The following is a 17361-nucleotide window of genomic DNA, read 5'->3' as shown; positions in this document are numbered from 1 at the left end:
AAAATTTGATGTTAAAAAATGATTGAATACTCGTTGTTAAAATGGGAGGTCGTCATCTACTCCCTGTGTTGTAAATCCGTTACTTTCAGATTGTGCAGTAGCCTGTACGGTTTCGGCTCTCCTGCCTCCTGCAAGCGGTTTGAAGTCGGAGGTATGAAAGTTCAAACCTGCCTTTGCTTCTCCGTCTTTGCCTACCCACGCTCTTGTGCTTACCCTGCCAGTCAGTTCTACCAATAGACCTTTAGTGAGTATCTTCACTGCGTTCGGGGTTCTCCAATATGAGCAGTCGAAATAGGCGGTTTGTTCCACTCGTTCGCCCTGTTTGGTTTTGTAGCTGTCGTTTACCGCTACTGAAAAGTTTACTACTTGTTTTCCGTTTGACGTTGTGCGTACTTCCGCATCCCTTGTCAGTCTTCCTGTGATGTTCATAATCGTCCTGTTTTAAAAGTTTTACATTTTGTTACGTTCGCTTTTCTCGTTTCCTGCTTCCTGTTGTGGTTTGCTCCGCTTCGCTTCGCATAATTTTTTCCAAAAGAAAAACCGGAAAAAAGAAAGCAGATAATCCAAGCGGGCAACAGCGAAGACCAAGAAAAAAAATGATTTAATGGGGGTTCCTTTAGGGGGAAACCGTTCATTCATTTTTTTTATTGGTGGGTGGGTGCGGTGGCTGCCCGCTATAACTTAGCTGCCTTTTTACCGGTTGATTGTGGAAATATTCTGTTCTAATTTTTATGGAATAAATGACCAGGCTATGAGAGCCTGAAATAGAGGTTGGAATAATCGAAAAGTAAGGGCATAAAAAAAGCAGAACCGTTAAGTTCTGCTGTGTTGTGAAGTAATAAAAGTTAATCAGATTGCGGCTAAAAATGCTTCTTCCATAGCCTGAAATTTTGGGGCAACTAAATCCATATCCTTACTGATTTTTTGGCTTGTGATTTTGGCGTAAATCTGTGTGGTGGAAATATTTTTATGCCCCATCATTTTGCTAAGACTTTCAAGCGGTACGCCCTCGGTCAAAAACATTGTGGCGAATGTGTGACGGGCGGTGTGGAATGTAACTTTCTGTTCTGTAACAATACTCGCTTCCTCAATAAGTTTACCTATATGCGTGTTGCAAGTCGCATTGGATGGCATTGGGAATACAAAATCATTTCTTGTAACTCCACGATATTTCTCAATGATGCGTTTGGGGATTTCCAAAAGACGGACGTTGGAGGCAACATCTGATTTCTTCCTCCTGCTGATTATCCATTGGTGTCCATCAAAGAAAGACTGGATATTGCTCCATTTCAGTTTCTTAATATCAATGTAAGAAAGCCCTGTAAAGCAACTGAAAATAAAAAGGTCTTTTACAAGTTCATATCGGGGCTTAGATGGTTTCAGGAGCATTAAAGTTTCCACATCCTCTTTTAAAAGGTAGCTGCGGTCGGTTTCTTCCATACTGATTTCATAATCTTCAAAAGGATTATCCCGTATCAAGCCTTTCTTGATAGCCAATTCTGCCAAAGCAATAACTGGCATTGTGTAAACCCAAACCGTATTATGGGTACATTCCTTATCAATGCGAAGAAAGAAATCAAACTCACGGATAAAATCAGAAGTGAGTTCTCGGAAAGCCATATCGTCACGATGGTAACGCTCCCTTATAAATTCGCTAAGGTGATTGTAAACAGTGTTGTACTTGCTATATGTGCTTTGAGAGCGTTTTCCCTTAGCGACCATTTTTTCAAAGTCTTCGTTTTGGTCTTTAAAGACTTTTAGTACGGCATCTTCCATTACACCAACACCTAAAAACGAGAGCTTTACTTTTTGGGCGGTTGCAAACCCCTCGTGCTTCAGCATATCTTCGTAAATCTTGTCGATACGTCCACGTATGTTATCCAATTTTTGGTTAACGCTCAAAGCGGTGGCACTCTTTCCCTCAACTCTTCCGTATTTTAAATCCCAATTATTAGGATTGATTTCTAACTTTGTTCCGAAAGTTTTAGGTGTTCCATCAATGGTAATACGTGCCATAATTGGTGCATTACCGTTCTTTTTCAGTTCGTTCTTTTTCAGGTAGAAAAGCAGTTTGAACGTGGACTTTTTTGTCTGTTCCATAACTCAAATGTTTAATGTTTAAAATTAAATTACATTGAGTTACAAGGGAATATAAAAATGGGTGCAAAAGACTGAAATATAATCAGTTAAGCTATGTCATTACCGTTATCAATCGGTAACGAATTAGTAACCTAACCTTGTGTTTTCACGACCAAAACCTATCAGACACCGAGTTCCAAACTAAGACTACTGTTTTATAAAGCATTGTATAGCAACGGGTTTAATCGTTTTGCTTATTTTTGCTTTTTACTAATCTTTTTTAAAGAAAAAAATCATTCAAGATTCTAGCAGTAAAAATTTTAGCACCTGCATCATTCATGTGTCCACAGGATGAAAAATACTTATCCTCTACAACTACGTTTTCATAATTATGAATTTCAGGATATGCTTTTTTTACTTTATCAAAATATTCCATTCCTTTAACATTTTCACACATAGGTGTCATTACAGCTATAAAGTTGATGTTATTGGCTTTACAAATATTTTTAATTTCTTCATAATATTTATTACGAGGCAAAGGGTTTAGATTAACAATATTATTTTTCATATTCCCATTTTTATATTTTCCTAATGGATAATATCCTAGATTGTCTAAAGCATTTGTTTTAGCGCCAATAATTGTATAAAAAACTTCTCTAAATCCAATCTTACCATCGTACTTTACATATCTATAAAATGGGATATAATATAACTCATTAAAATTTTCTTGTGATGAAAAATGTTCTTTTATAACCTCTGAATTACGAATATAAGGCAAAAATTTAGTTGCAACACCTTCTGCTTCTTCATCATTTGACAAATTCAAATCTGCTTCTAAAATTACATTTTTAATAACATATTTTCTTTCAAGCATTAATTTTAGCATTAATGAAGCCTCAAACAAATGCCCGCCACTCATTCCATAATTAAAAGCTCTTAGTCCCTTATCCTCAAGCATTTGTGTTACAAAATGATTATTGGCACGAGAAGAACCTAAAATCACTACATCATATTTTTTTGCTTTAGAGTTAAAAACGGTCTCGATCTTTCCTCTATTCTTAGACTGTAAAAAAACATACGTATAAAGCCCATCTAAAATTACTGAAACCAAAATAATTATGGCCAAAATTTTTGCTGTATAAACTAAAAAATTCTTCATTAAAACTGAAAATATATAAATTCTTTATAATCTGAGTAGGTTCCGAATGCAATTATTGCTGTTATCGCTAAAGCTAATTTCAACATGCTTCTTTTCCCTGATAAGGGTTCTATTTTATTACGATTGTTCCATTCGACTAAAACGAATATACCAATCAGTACTAATAACTCATAATTATAACGTTCATTCGATAAATATTGAGCTTTAAAACTTCCATCTGTAATTATTCTTTTCAGATATAAAACCGCATCAGAAATGGATTTCGCTCTAAAGAACACCCACGCAACGCAGGTCAGTAAGAAAGTATACAAAATACTCATAATTACTCTGACAGAATCAAAATTAAATTTTAATTCAATAGCGCCCATGTTGTTTCTATTACTGCTTGATAATAGTAAAGGCAAGAAATAAATGGCGTTAATAAGTCCCCAAGCAACATAAGTCCAATTGGCTCCATGCCAAAATCCGCTTACTATAAAAATAATGAAAGTATTTCTGATTTTCATCCAAATTCCTCCTTTGCTTCCTCCTAATGGAATGTACAAATAATCCCGAAACCAAGAAGAAAGTGAAATGTGCCAACGACGCCAAAACTCGGCAATATCTCTAGAAAAATAAGGATAATTAAAGTTTCGAAGTAAATCTAAACCAAAGAGCTTAGAAACCCCTAGTGCAATATCTGAATATCCAGAGAAATCTCCATAGATTTGAAATGCAAAATATACTGCGCCTAAAATAAGCGAGAAGGAATTCATTGAAGGATAATTATCGAAGATAGCATTGGCATAAGTCGCACAAGTATCTGCAATAACAACTTTTTTGACTAATCCCCAAATGATTTGATATACACCTTCTTTAGCCAACTCAGAATTAAATTCTCGTTTTACTTTTACTTGAGGTAATAAGTGAGTGGCCCTTTCTATTGGTCCTGCAACTAATAGCGGAAAATAACTCACAAACAAAGAGTAATCTACAAAGTTATATTCGGCTTTTATTCTTTTATAATAGATATCAATCACATAGGATAATCCATGAAAAGTATAGAACGAAATTCCTACTGGCAGAATTACATCTAATAAAATAGGACTTGCCTTTACTCCCACCGAATTTAGTAAATCAGAGAAAGAAGCTGCAAAGAAATTGTAATATTTAAAAATTCCTAAAAAGCCTAAGTTGATTATAATACTCAACCAAAACCAGAATTTTCTACTCTTTTCTGATTTTCCTTTTTCTATTTGAATTCCAGTATAATAATCCAAAAAGGTAGAAAAAACCAAAAGAAATAGAAATCTCCAATCCCAACAAGAGTAGAAATAATAACTCGCAACAATTAATAAAGCATTTTGTGAACTTTTTGTTTTATTGAAAACAAACCAATACAAGAAGAAAACGATTGGTAAAAAAACAGTAAACGCTAAGGAATTAAAAAACATAAATTATATAATGATATTAATGAACATCAGGCTTTGCAACATAGATTTCGATTTTTTTAATTCTAAAAAACTTGAATTTTATTCCGTTAAATATCTTTAAATTTCTTCTGATGATTGAGCTGCCAAATATCGTTTTTCTTTAGCGAATCTAAAAACATTTTTTTGCTATTTCCTTGACCAAAATCAGTTGTTGTTACTTTAACTTTATGTGAACTTATAATAGAAAGTGCCTCTTTTATATTTACCACAGAATAGTCTGTATTGATGATAGCTGTATGCACTGCTCTATTTTGCTGTCGAGTACCCACATTAATAATTGGAATCCCGTAATAAGGGGCTTCACGAATTCCGGCGCTGCTATTACCTATAATAAACTGACTGTTTTTTAATAGGGTTAAAAAATACTCAAAACGAAGCGATGGAAAAATCCTGAATCTTGTGTTTTGCTTCAATCTTTTAAATTCATCAAGAATAAATTGACTTCCCAAATCATTATTTGGAAAAATAACGACATAATTACGATGGTCTTCTAACAGACAATCAACAAAAGCTTTCGCTGCCTGCTGCATAACTTGAAATTCTGTAGTTACAGGATGAAACATTACAAGCGCAAAATTATCAAACGAAATTTGATAATATTCTTTAACTGTGTTTAAGGTTGGAAGCGTATTCGAAAACATAACATCAATGTCTGGGGATCCAATTGTAAAAACAGATTCCGAAATTTCTCCCATTTGGATGAGTCTTTTCGCTGCTTCTGTATTCGAAACAAAATGTATATGACTTAGTTTACTAACACTATGTCTGATTAATTCATCTACAGTTCCCGATAATTCTCCTCCTTCAATATGAGCAACAAGAATATTATTTAATGATCCTACAATAGCACCTGCAAGCGTTTCGACACGATCTCCATGTACAACAATCATATCAGGTTTTATGTTTTTACAATAATTAGACAGCCCTTCAATCGTTTTGGCTAATGTTAAATCCATTGTTGTTTCGTGAGTATGATTCTCGAATGTATAAACATTTTTAAAATTACAACGCTCAATTTCAATCAATGTATATCCATAAATTTCTTGTAGATGCATTCCTGTAACAAAGACAAAAGCTTCAAATTCTGGTTGGTCTTCCAAAATTGAAATTAATGATTTTATTTTACCAAAATCTGCTCGCGTTCCCGTTAGGAAGAGTATTTTTTTTATGGAACTACTCAAAATCGCTATAATCTAATTGCTCATCATTATCAATAGCTCTTGTTGCTACTTTGCCGATTAAATCATTGAAATGTACAGCTAAGATTTTACCAGTTCCTGGGCGTTTTACCCAAATATTTTCTTTTGATAATTTTTCTCCTTTTTTTATTGGAACTATTGTGCAGACAGTTGCAAAAGCGAAGTCAATTGTTACTTGTTCTTCTTGTGCAGGTTTTTTTGTACCTCCACGCATTAAAGCGATCTCTGCGGATGAAACAATTAATTCCTGACATTTTTTTTCGTCCATACTACAAATAATATCTGGACCAACACGTTGCATATGATCTGTAAAATGCCTTTCTAAAACACTTGCCCCTAATGCTACAGCACCTAAACAAGCATTGTTATTTAAGGTATGATCGCTTAAACCAAATACCTTATCTGGAAATGCCTGATTTAATTCTATCATACCACCAAAACGAACTAAATGTGCAGGCGTTGGGTATAAATTTGTAGTATGCAATAGCACTACAGGAATAGCATGCTTATCAAAAATTGCTACAGCTTTTTGAACGCTTTCGATCGTATTCATACCGGTACTTAATATTACAGGTTTTCCAAATGAAGCAATATGCTCTAATAATGGATAATTATTACATTCGCCAGAGCCGACCTTATAAGCGGGAACATCAAATTTCTTCAATCGCTCGGCTGCTGCTCGGGAAAAAGGCGTTGATATAAAAATCATTCCTTTATGTTCAACATAATTTTTAAGTTCGAGTTCATCAGCTTCGTTCAATGAGCATCGTTCCATAATTTCATAAATCGAAACAGTTGCATTGCCTGGAATCACTTTTTTTGCAGCACCACTCATTTCATCTTCTACAATATGCGTTTGATGCTTTACTACTTCGACTCCAGCTCTACAAGCTGCGTCAACCATTTCTTTGGCTACTTGCAAAGACCCTTCGTGATTAATTCCAATTTCTGCAATAACTAAAGGTGGAAAATCTGCTCCTATTTTCCTTCCAGCAATTTCTATATATGGCTTCATAAATATGGGACGTTTTTTTGAAAAAGGTATTCTGCATAATCTAGATCTTCTGGCAAGTCAATATCGACATTGGCAAAAGCATGATTTACTACATAGGGACAAGCATTTTCGGAGATGATAATATTTTTAAAAATCAAAGAAGCTTTAGTAATATATAATAATCCGTTTTCTGAAAAAATTGGGTCTAAATCCTGACTTCGTTGTCCAATTGTATAATTAAATGGAACAAATTTATTTGCTGCTATTTTTCCGAATTTTTGATGATTTCTTGAGACGGTAAATAAACTATCTAAATTTTCATTTTGATAAAGGGCAAATGTTTCCTTCAGTAAATTTTGTGGTCGCAATGGGTTTGTGGGTTGCAATAAAATTACGTTTTCTATAGCATCATTATCTATACATTCCAAAGCATGTTTTAATGCTGTAATAGTAGGTTCTAGATCACCCGAAATCGATGCTGGTCTATCAATAACTTTGGCGCCGTATTGCAGTGCAATATTTTTTATATCATTGTTATCTGTTGAAACATATATTTCATCTATAATGTCACTATTCTTTTGCGCATATAAAATAGAATGCACTAGTAACGGTAGCCCTCCAAAGATTTGAATATTTTTCTCGGGTATTCGTTTTGACCCTCCTCGAGCTGGAATTATAGCGATCGTTTTACTCATAGATACTATTTGTATTTGTGAATTTCTTAAAAAACAACGGCTTCAATTTTTCTATTTCAGCCTCATTTTTATCCCACCATTTCAAATCTTCAATTTCTTTAATTATTGTATCAGAGAAACGTTTGTGCAGTAATCTAGCAGGTATCCCACCGACTACAGAATAGGGCTCAACATTTTTTGTTACAACACAACCAGCGGCTAAAACCGCACCATTACCAATAATTACATTTCCAACTATAATAACCCCATGTCCAATCCAAACGTCGTTGCCTATTATTATTTTATTCTCCTCTCGCAATTGTTTTAATTCTCCGTTAAAGAGATTCTTGCCAATATATGTTGCCATATAATTAGTTGGGTGATTTTTCGTAAAAATGGCTACATCGGCACCTATTTGACAATATTTCCCAATAGTTACCTCTCCATGTACATAATTATTATAGCCTAAAGTAGTCGCATATCCGACATGTATGCTGCCTGAAAAATTACATCCATCAGGTATTCCGTTTTTACCTTCAAATACAACATTTTGAATACCTCTTGAATAGCCAAAAGACTCAAACTTTTCGTTTGACTCAACGGAGTTTAAAATTTTATATATTATTTTCTTTAGAAATTTCTTCATTACTGTACAAAATATAATCCTCTACCCATAATTTTAAACGAACAATACCCTATCATCAACTTCAAGAGCCATTTTAAATAATCAAATCTAAAAATAAATGTTTTTTTTATCAATCTAAAATACAAAGACATACAATTCGGATGTTTATGTAAGATAACTAAATTTTGCACTTGATGTTTGAATAAATAAAATTTAATATTATTGGAAAGTTTTCCTTTTCCATTCAGTTCATTTACAATTTTAATAATTGCATTATGCCGTGATTCAGCTACATTAATATTGTTATTGGATGAATTTGAGTTTTCATGAATTCGATATAGAGATAAATACTCATCAATAAAAGCTAATACAGGTTCCTCAGATAATCTCCTTATATGAAAGTCTCTGTCTAACATTTTTAGTAACTGCTCGTCGTATAAAACCTTATTCTCAAAAAAAGACTTCCTCCACATGATATCGTGCATATACCAAGAAACTCGCAATGAAATAAAATCCTCTAAGATATTTTTTGTCAACCGGGTACGCTCTTCTTTTTTTATTATGACTTTGTTGCTATCAACCATTATAGTTTTTGACAATACCCCATCAATTGTATGATCTTTTTTAAAAACCTCAACTTTTAATTCTAAATGCTCTGGCAAGATCCAATCATCTGAATCTAATGATAAAACGTATTCTCCAGTAGAATTCTCAATACCAAAATTCCGAGCTGCATTAGGTCCTTTTGGTCTTTCTGATGGCCTATTCAAAAATTTAAATCTACTGTCATTTGAAACTAAATCATTTACAATTTTTTCTGTATTGTCTGTAGAACCATCATCTACAATTATGCATTCCCAATTAGTATAGGTTTGGTTACAAACACTTTCTAGCGTTTCAAGAATAAGATGAGCTCGATTATAAGTAGCGATAATTATTGAAACTTTATTTTTCATATAGAATTAAATAAAAGAACATTTTCTTATCAGCCTAACAAAATATCCCTTCAGGAAATAAGGAACTATAATTGTAGGATTTCTAGCATCAGCTTTTTTTCCATCAATTAATCTATCATTTTTTAAAATACTAAGATCTAAATTTTGGTCTATAGTGTTTCCCATATGATACGCAAATGCTTTGGGCAAAGAAACTCTATGATAACCTAATTTATCTATCGGAATATCCAAGAAATTTAATTCCCCTCCAGGAAAAACATAAATTGGCTTTTGGAATGGTAATTTTTCAAATATTCTTTTTCTGTAAGTAGATGCGAAATGATTTGCCCCCACAACAACTCTAATGCCATCTTTTTCAAGATAATAGTGTTCCGCTTTCCAATTTCTTTTTTTTGTCACATACAAATCTGCATTACCTATGCTATTTTCAAATAATTCTAAATCGGTATCGGCTACGATTTTTCCATTTTTGATTTTAAAATATTCAGAAGAGAAAATAGAATTATTACAGTAAAAGGCCATATTCGGATCAGGTGTTAAACCTACAACTCCAACTTCTTTAAACTTTTCAAAAACGTTTTGAATTTCTGATTGCCAATTATTTAAAAAAAACACATCAGCATCGGCAATAGTCAAAAATTCTTCATAGGAAGCTCTTGCTTCTTGTAAAATCGCATATACTTTACCTTTATTCTCAACATATTTCACATACTTATCTATTACTTTTTTATCCAAATAACTTTCAATTAAACATTGAACCTCATCGTTTGAATTATTGTTTAATATAGTGATTGCAGTATTGTTTGTATCTATTGTTCTAATCAAAGACTCTATACAATATTTAAAAACATCCAAAGATTCTTTATAATAATGATCCTCGCTTTGAGGTATAAAAACGGGGATAATAATCCTGTGTTTTTTATACACCAATTGCCTAGATTCTTTTTTCTCTGGATTTTGTCCTACTCGCATCTTTATTAATTCTTTTAAGAATGAAAAGCATCTATTTTATCTAAAATCTCCTTGCTACTACTGCTATCAAATTTTCTAGCAAATAATTTATAATCCGGTTGTGTAATTAAGTCTTCAAAATCTGCTGAACTGAATGTAACTGGCAAATCACAATTTTTCTTTTCCCAATTAATATAAGTGAGAAATGGCATAATTTTAATTTTGCTCTTCTTCTCTTTCAAATACATAATAATCGATTGAAAAAACATTTCATCGGGAAGTAATGAATAGGTATGATATTTTACAAAATCAGGATGTTCATCAACAAATTGGATTATTTCTTTAGCTGTTTGTGTTGTTAAAGCCCACCATTGACTTCCACCATAGGGCTTAATATAATCTGGATATTTTCTTTTTTTTAAAACTTTTAAAATAAAATCGTAACGTCCAGCTATAATTAATCGATAGCTTTTTTTTAATGTCTTCTTTGTGAAAAATCCGGTTTCTAGAATCGACCCTATCTGAATGAAATCTCCTTTCTTAGAAGACAAATTAAATTTATACTTTTCAATTCTATCTATTGATAAATGTTTTGTTGGCAATGCAACAATATCAATAAATTCATTTCCAAAATTTGATGTGAGATATAATCTAATATTCTCATTTGACTTAATCGGGTAATCTTGCCCACTCAAAAGTACACAATAACCTTCTTTATTATCTCTAACTATTTGTTTTAAAACATCCAATGTAGCTTTTACAATTCCTAAATCTCCCCATGTTCCTTCCTTACGATCCTCTACAAAATTTATATTTGGTAAGTCAACTAGTTCTTTTGCAAATAAATCTATGGAGGCATTTTTATCAATATGAACATAAAAAAATGATTCAGGAGTTGTTAATTTCTGAATTAACCGTCTTAATTGTTCTGGATATCTATGTGCTAAAATTATATAGTTTATTTGCATATAGTAGGTAATCGTTGAAATTAACTCGTTTTTTAATTTTTCAATAATCCTATAATAGTCAATTCTCTTTTATTAACTATTGTTAAACCCTAATCATCCAAAATAACGATTCAAGAAATAGTCTGGTCGAGAATAAATAAGTATTTTAGAAATCGTTTTTTTTGCTTCTGGATACAAAGAATTATTTTTTTCTATTGCTTTTTTCAAAAGTTTAACGGCAATTAAATGTAAAATAAATGGGTTTCTAATTCCCATGTTTTTAAAGTTAAAGAACATTTTATTCTCAATTCCTATGTACTTCTTAAGCTGAGATGAAAGCCTTTCAGTATTATTATGGACTCTATAAAATGCTAAAGGTTCATTTATATAATGTATCTTATGTCTATAAAACATTCGCTGATAAAAATCGATATCCTCTCCTACTTTAATTTTTTCATCAAATAATAAGTCGGGTTGAAAAACAATTTTTCTAATTAAAGGTGTAGGCGATTTAACCACCCAGCAGCCTAAAGCATTCCAAAAAACATATCCTGAGCGTTTCGCTATTTTATTTTGAGCTGCTCCGAAATAGTCTCCTGTTAATTCTCCCTTTTCATTCACTACTGCGACGGAAGAGTGTACACAGTCAACAGAAGGATTTTCAAGTAGAATTTTTACTTGTTTTTCTATTTTTGAACTTTCCCAGAAATCATCATCATCTAAAAAAGCTATATACTCCCCTTCCGATAAATTAATTCCATAATTTCTGGCTGCTGCTATCCCACCATTCTTTTTATAAAAATAAGTACAATTTGAAAATTTATCACAAATTAATCCTGCATAATTATCTGTAGAACCATCATCAACTACTATTATTTCAATGTTTGCATAAGATTGCCCCACTACCGATTGAATAGCTGTTTCAAAATATTCCTTTCGATTATAAGTAGGTATTATTACAGTTACTAATGGAGTTATCATTTTCTGAAAATTTTAGAAACAAAAAACTGTATCAATTTATAAAAATATAATACTTTGACTTTCTTGCCTGATTGAATTGTCTGAATACTTGATGTGTTTAAAAAATCATTCTTATGCGTCCAAATGTAATATTTTATGTAATGCTCTATAAATTGGATGTACTTATCCGTTTGCTTAAAATAATTTAAATATTGTGCTTTCTCATGATAAACTTCTTCTAATTTATTTTTGCTCAAATAGGATGAAATTGATCCTCCATGCCTTCTGAAAAAATTTAAATTTTCATTTAAAAAAACAAAGGAACTGTTTTGTAACAAATGAGACCATAAAAATATATCCGAACATAATCTATAATTAAATACTTCAGCTGGAACTGCTCTCTTAGGTTTTCTAAAAAGCACAGAACTCCCATTCGTTATATAAGTTTTAAAAGGCATTCTGTCTAAAAAAATACTACTATCTAAAACTTGATAATCATTTATTCCAACATTTAAATCTTTTGTTCTATTAGCTGAATCATAGATTATTCTATTATTTTCAACATAATTACTACCCGAAAAAGCCAAGGAAACTCCTTTATTAATATCTAAAATAGTCGCCAACTCTTCTAGAAAAGTTGATTCTGAATAATCGTCTGTTTCTGCAATCCATATATATTCAGTTGTTGCTAGTTCAATTCCTTTTTGCCAGGAGGAATAACCACTTCCAGAATTTGCATCGTTTATAATTAAGCTTTTTAAATTAAAATTTGGATTCTCTACAAGAAAACGCCTAATTATCTCAACACTATTATCTGTCGATTGGTCATCAATTATAATAGCTTCCCAATTTTTATAGGTCTGATTGGAAATACTTTTTAATCGATCTAATAAAAAAGTGCTATGGTTGTAGCTGGGAATTATTATAGTGACATTAACCATCTATTTAGTTTTCGTTATTTTTTTAATATATCTTAAAACTTTTTTCTTGTTAAGGTTGACCATTTTTTCTTTGATCATATAGGTTTTCCGGAAGACTTTGTATAAAAATGATTTCTCGAATGTATTCTTTCTACTATAGGCCGATTGATAAAAATTGAGTTTATTTTGTAGACTTAAAACATTATTAGCTTGCCCTATATTATGTTGTCTATACTCTAAATTTGTATTTTTAACTTTTTCGGCTCCCCATCCTTTTTCTACTATTCTTCTAAATAAATTATAATCTTCGGGATTACCTGTTTTATGATACCCTCCAACTTCATTAAATGCAGTTCTTCTGAACATGGAAGATCCATGAATAAAATTTTCTTTTGAAAGATTTTCTAATGATTCTTCTTGACTCCTAAAATCGGGAAAACAAATCTGATAGAATGTATTTTCAATAATTCCTGCTCTTCTATCTTCAGAAAACTTAGAATAAGCTAGTCTTGCTCTCGAACCAAAAAAAGCATAGTCCGTATAGGCAATTGCTGTATTTGTATTCGCATCTAATTTTCTAGCACACTCTTCAATATAGTTACTTAAAAGTCTATTATCCGCTCCTAAAAAAAACACATACTCTGATTTTGTCAAAGAAATTGCTTTGTTAAAATGAGCTACAATTCCCATGTTAACATCGTTCCGATTATATGTTATTAGTTGTGGGTATTTTTTAGCATATTCATTTGCAATAATTGCTGTTTCATCGTCAGAACAATCATCAGAAATAAGAATTTCATCTGGAAGTATTGTTTGCCGTAACACCGATTCAATAGCCTCTATAAGATAATCTCCATAATTATAAGAAGCAATAATACAAGCTATCTTATTAGTTCTCAGTTTTGAATCATTAACAACTGTAAGTCTATTGTAAACAAATTTATCTTCGTTGTTTCCTTGTATGCAGGAAACAGCTCCTTCAAATCGCTTTTGCACTTCCTCAATAACCAATTCATTAAATTCGCCATGCGGATAAGCAAACCAAGTAAATCCATTAACATCTAGTTGCTTCACTTTTTCTGGAACGGTAAGTTCTCTACTTATAACATCTAAATCCTGAATGTTTTTTAAATTAAGGTGACTCTTTGTGTGCCATTGTAATCTTCCTTTATTTGCAACCAACAATTGCAATTCTTCATAATTTGCAAATGGAGCAATTGGCTCTACAGAATCGAACTCATTATCCAAACCTATATAATCTGAAGTCAAAAACAACTCAAATGGATAATCAAAGTATTTTAAAATAGGTAGCCCATATTCTAGAACATTTTTATAAATACCATCAAAAGTAATTACAACATGATTTGGATTTTTTGAATCATAGTCCTGTAAATACACAACCTCTTTACTTGATATTTCAGACAGCTGCCTGTAAAAATCATTTACTGTTACCCACCACATTGATGGACTACTAGGATGTATTTTATGATACATTAAAATCATTTCGAGTATGTTTCTAGGTTATGAGTATATTTTCTATAATTATAAAAAAGTTGTTTCGTTTTTAAGTACGGAAATTGAGCATTATACCAATCATTTATGTGCACAGATACAAGAACACCTTTATTTTCTAGTATTTTATCAATTAGTAAATAAATTAAACTAGAAGATTTCCCTATATATTGAGGATAAAGAACTCCTGTTATGATTATCAAATCAAACTTGAAATCAAATAATTTATCAATATCATATATTGACCCTTGTTTAAAAATTAAATTGGATCTCCCCATTTTGTTTGCAAAATCTATTGCCGCTTGAGATATATCAATTCCATATACCTCCTCACCAGGTAAATCTTTAGTAATAAATCCTTGTCCACATCCGATGTCTAATACTCTTTTATACTTTTTGTCTGGAATCTCAGCAAGCAAAATTTCTTTTCTTAATATATCATCTTTATTTTCATTATAGCCCCAAGGATCTTCAGTTTCGTGCCATTGTTCTAACGCTTTTTTTTCTTGTATCATAATGTATAATTATTGAATCCAATTATGTTCAACTGCAATCATTCCCCATTCTGGATTTACTGTCTTCCCGTTTCCATAAATATCATTATCCTCTACATCAAAACTTAATACATCAAGAATATAATCTTCTAATCCAAAAATTGAACTGACAAAGCAATTAATAACATAACTGCCTTTTACTAACGGAAGATTCGGCATCTCACAAATTACTTTACCTTTATTTGAGATATCTTTTAATTGATTTTTAAAAGTAGAAGAAATGCTTATTATTTTATCCTCTCTAGCATTCCAAATACTCACTCCAAATTCATTAATTTCTATTTCTTCCTCAATATTACTATACTCGATTTGAACTGAAAGTGTATCTCCTGTCATCACCTTAATAGTATTAAGAATAGTTACCTCTGAAATTTTAATTCGGCCTCTCCCAATCCTATCTTTTCTTTCTTTAATATTTACATTCAAAATGTTCTTTTTATTAGATAAGTATTTCTCTATTGCGGTTAATACCTCTCCTTCGAAAGCCACTTTGCCCTGTTCCAATACAATTGCTTTAGTACACAAACTTTTAACAGCGGCCATATTATGACTCACAAATAAAACGGTACGACCTTCCCCTCTTGAAATAGCTTGCATTTTACCAATTGCTTTCTTTTGAAATTCAGCATCACCAACAGCCAAAACCTCATCTACAACCAATATTTCAGGCTCTAAGAAAGCGGCAACTGCAAAAGCTAACCGAACAGTCATGCCACTACTATATCTTTTAACCGGTGTATCTATATAACGTTCACATCCAGAGAAATCAATAATTTCATCTAGCTTAGATGTAATTTCTTTTTTGGTCATTCCTAAAATAGCGCCGTTGAGATAAATATTTTCTCTCCCTGTAAGTTCGGGATTAAATCCTGTACCAACTTCAAGTAAAGATGCAATACGTCCACGAGACTTAATACTCCCCATAGTTGGTGCTGTAACCTTAGATAAAATTTTTAGTAATGTAGATTTCCCTGCTCCATTTTTCCCTATTATCCCTAGAACTTCCCCACGTTGCACTTCAAAATTAATATCTTGCAAAGCCCAAACATAATCACTAGCACCTTTTGTACTACGATCATTTGTTTCCCCAATTTTTAAATATGGATTTTCTTTTCCGCGTATGCGATGCCACCATCGATTTAAATCATGGCGCAAAGTTCCTGTACCCACTTGTCCTAAACGATATTGTTTAGAAATATTTTCAACCTTTAATATAATATCTGTATTCATTTTATTAAAAATTATTACAAACCAAATAGTACCGATTCCTATAAATTATATCGTAGACTATACCGTATCAATAAAACTTTTTTCTGTTTTATTGAAGACTAATAATCCTGAAAAAAAAATAATGACTGTTATAGTAAAAGTGTAAAGAAGACCATAGAAAGAAATATCGCCTATATTCAAAAGCATATATCTAGATGTCTCAATTATATAAGCTAACGGATTGTATTGCACCAACCACCCGTAATTGGGTAATTTATCTTTAATTAATGCCATTGGATATACAACTGCAGATACATACATTAGTAGTTGTACTCCAAAATTAATTAAATTACTAAAATCTCTATACTTAGTAACGAGCGAAGAAATCAACATTCCTAAACCTAACGCAAGGATCCCCATTAAAATAACTAATAGAGGAAAAAAAACTGCTGTAGCATTTAAACTAATAACAGCTCCTTGAGAATAATAGTAAATATAGGAAGCGATAAAAATCAAAAACTGAATTCCAAATTTGATCAAATTTGAAATTACGATAGATAAAGGGGTAATTATTCTTGGGAAATAAACTTTCCCAAAGATTGCAGCATTAGCTCTAAAAGTGTCAGAGGTTGCTACAAGACAAGCTGTGAAGTAGTTCCAAACAGTAATTCCTGCAAGGTTGAATAAAAAAGGAGGCACAGAACCAGTATCGATTCCAGCAATATTGTTAAATAGTATCGTAAATATTACCGCCGTAAGTAAAGGCTGAATTAAATACCAAAGCGGTCCTAAAACTGTTTGTTTATAAACTGTTACGATATCTCTTTTAACAAAAAGAAATAACAAGTCACGGTATTGCCAAACCTCTTTTATATGTAGCGAAAAAAAATTATTCTTAGGTGTTATTTCAAACAACCAAGGAGCCGAAATATCTTTTGATTTGTTCATGAATAGCTTTAAAATTCAGAATTAAAAGCGAGTAACTAATAATCTTTTTACAAACCTAAATTATGGAATATTTTCACAACAAAATAATAATTAGATACAATCATACATTTTTACTGCATCTTTCCATTTTCATAGAAACAAAAAAAGGTGTTTTTATTCAAAAAAACACCTTTACATTTAAACATAAATAAACTTTGGATTA

The 17361-nt window shown here is 31.7% G+C and carries 17 protein-coding genes; all 17 read right to left on the bottom strand.

Annotated features, from left to right (window positions below):
* Window positions 1-36: 36 nt before the first annotated feature.
* Window positions 37-429, bottom strand: a complete 393-nt coding sequence (locus QWY99_RS02555; RefSeq protein ID WP_019974919.1) for a single-stranded DNA-binding protein — start codon at window positions 427-429, stop codon at window positions 37-39.
* Window positions 430-849: 420 nt separating this feature from the next.
* On the bottom strand, window positions 850-2100 hold the full coding sequence (locus QWY99_RS02550) for a site-specific integrase (RefSeq protein ID WP_019974921.1): 1251 nt from the start codon (window positions 2098-2100) through the stop codon (window positions 850-852).
* A 259-nt stretch (window positions 2101-2359) separates the two neighbouring features.
* Window positions 2360-3238 carry a hypothetical protein gene (locus QWY99_RS02545; RefSeq protein WP_290261012.1) on the bottom strand — a complete coding sequence of 293 codons (879 nt, stop codon included), beginning with the start codon at window positions 3236-3238 and terminating at the stop codon, window positions 2360-2362.
* Window positions 3238-4671 carry an MBOAT family O-acyltransferase gene (locus tag QWY99_RS02540; protein WP_290261010.1) on the bottom strand — a complete coding sequence of 478 codons (1434 nt, stop codon included), beginning with the start codon at window positions 4669-4671 and terminating at the stop codon, window positions 3238-3240. The genes QWY99_RS02545 and QWY99_RS02540 overlap by 1 nt, the downstream gene beginning before the upstream one ends.
* Before the next feature lie 86 nt (window positions 4672-4757).
* Window positions 4758-5891, bottom strand: a complete 1134-nt coding sequence (neuC, locus tag QWY99_RS02535) for a UDP-N-acetylglucosamine 2-epimerase (RefSeq protein ID WP_290261007.1) — start codon at window positions 5889-5891, stop codon at window positions 4758-4760.
* Window positions 5884-6924, bottom strand: coding sequence for an N-acetylneuraminate synthase family protein (locus QWY99_RS02530; RefSeq protein WP_290261005.1), 1041 nt, complete (start codon window positions 6922-6924; stop codon window positions 5884-5886). Before QWY99_RS02530 ends, neuC begins: the two co-directional genes overlap by 8 nt.
* Window positions 6921-7598, bottom strand: coding sequence for an acylneuraminate cytidylyltransferase family protein (locus QWY99_RS02525; RefSeq protein ID WP_290261003.1), 678 nt, complete (start codon window positions 7596-7598; stop codon window positions 6921-6923). Before QWY99_RS02525 ends, QWY99_RS02530 begins: the two co-directional genes overlap by 4 nt.
* Window positions 7591-8223 (bottom strand): CatB-related O-acetyltransferase, encoded by a 633-nt coding sequence (locus QWY99_RS02520; RefSeq protein ID WP_290261001.1) that lies wholly within the window; start codon window positions 8221-8223, stop codon window positions 7591-7593. The genes QWY99_RS02525 and QWY99_RS02520 overlap by 8 nt, the downstream gene beginning before the upstream one ends.
* On the bottom strand, window positions 8223-9158 hold the full coding sequence (locus tag QWY99_RS02515; protein ID WP_290260998.1) for a glycosyltransferase family 2 protein: 936 nt from the start codon (window positions 9156-9158) through the stop codon (window positions 8223-8225). Before QWY99_RS02515 ends, QWY99_RS02520 begins: the two co-directional genes overlap by 1 nt.
* A gap of 6 nt (window positions 9159-9164) precedes the next feature.
* Window positions 9165-10085 (bottom strand): glycosyltransferase family A protein, encoded by a 921-nt coding sequence (locus QWY99_RS02510; protein WP_290265291.1) that lies wholly within the window; start codon window positions 10083-10085, stop codon window positions 9165-9167.
* Between the two features lie 59 nt (window positions 10086-10144).
* The gene (locus tag QWY99_RS02505) at window positions 10145-11077 is read right to left on the bottom strand and encodes a beta-1,6-N-acetylglucosaminyltransferase (protein ID WP_290260996.1); all 933 of its coding nucleotides are present in this window, start codon (window positions 11075-11077) and stop codon (window positions 10145-10147) included.
* Between the two features lie 93 nt (window positions 11078-11170).
* Window positions 11171-12037, bottom strand: coding sequence for a glycosyltransferase family 2 protein (locus tag QWY99_RS02500; RefSeq protein ID WP_290260994.1), 867 nt, complete (start codon window positions 12035-12037; stop codon window positions 11171-11173).
* Window positions 12034-12957 (bottom strand): glycosyltransferase family 2 protein, encoded by a 924-nt coding sequence (locus QWY99_RS02495; RefSeq protein ID WP_290260991.1) that lies wholly within the window; start codon window positions 12955-12957, stop codon window positions 12034-12036. Before QWY99_RS02495 ends, QWY99_RS02500 begins: the two co-directional genes overlap by 4 nt.
* The gene (locus QWY99_RS02490) at window positions 12958-14430 is read right to left on the bottom strand and encodes a glycosyltransferase (RefSeq protein WP_290260989.1); all 1473 of its coding nucleotides are present in this window, start codon (window positions 14428-14430) and stop codon (window positions 12958-12960) included. It lies immediately after the preceding gene.
* A gap of 5 nt (window positions 14431-14435) precedes the next feature.
* Window positions 14436-14963 (bottom strand): class I SAM-dependent methyltransferase, encoded by a 528-nt coding sequence (locus tag QWY99_RS02485; RefSeq protein ID WP_290260987.1) that lies wholly within the window; start codon window positions 14961-14963, stop codon window positions 14436-14438.
* 9 nt (window positions 14964-14972) lie between these two features.
* The gene (locus QWY99_RS02480; RefSeq protein ID WP_290260985.1) at window positions 14973-16232 is read right to left on the bottom strand and encodes an ABC transporter ATP-binding protein; all 1260 of its coding nucleotides are present in this window, start codon (window positions 16230-16232) and stop codon (window positions 14973-14975) included.
* Window positions 16233-16289: 57 nt separating this feature from the next.
* The gene (locus QWY99_RS02475) at window positions 16290-17159 is read right to left on the bottom strand and encodes an ABC transporter permease (protein WP_290260982.1); all 870 of its coding nucleotides are present in this window, start codon (window positions 17157-17159) and stop codon (window positions 16290-16292) included.
* Window positions 17160-17361: the final 202 nt, after the last annotated feature.

Source organism: Flavobacterium branchiarum (assembly GCF_030409845.1).
Classification (GTDB): Bacteria; Bacteroidota; Bacteroidia; order Flavobacteriales; family Flavobacteriaceae; genus Flavobacterium; species Flavobacterium branchiarum.
The sequence above is the reverse complement of the archived record's forward strand: the minus strand, read 5'-3'. Positions and strand labels throughout refer to the sequence as shown.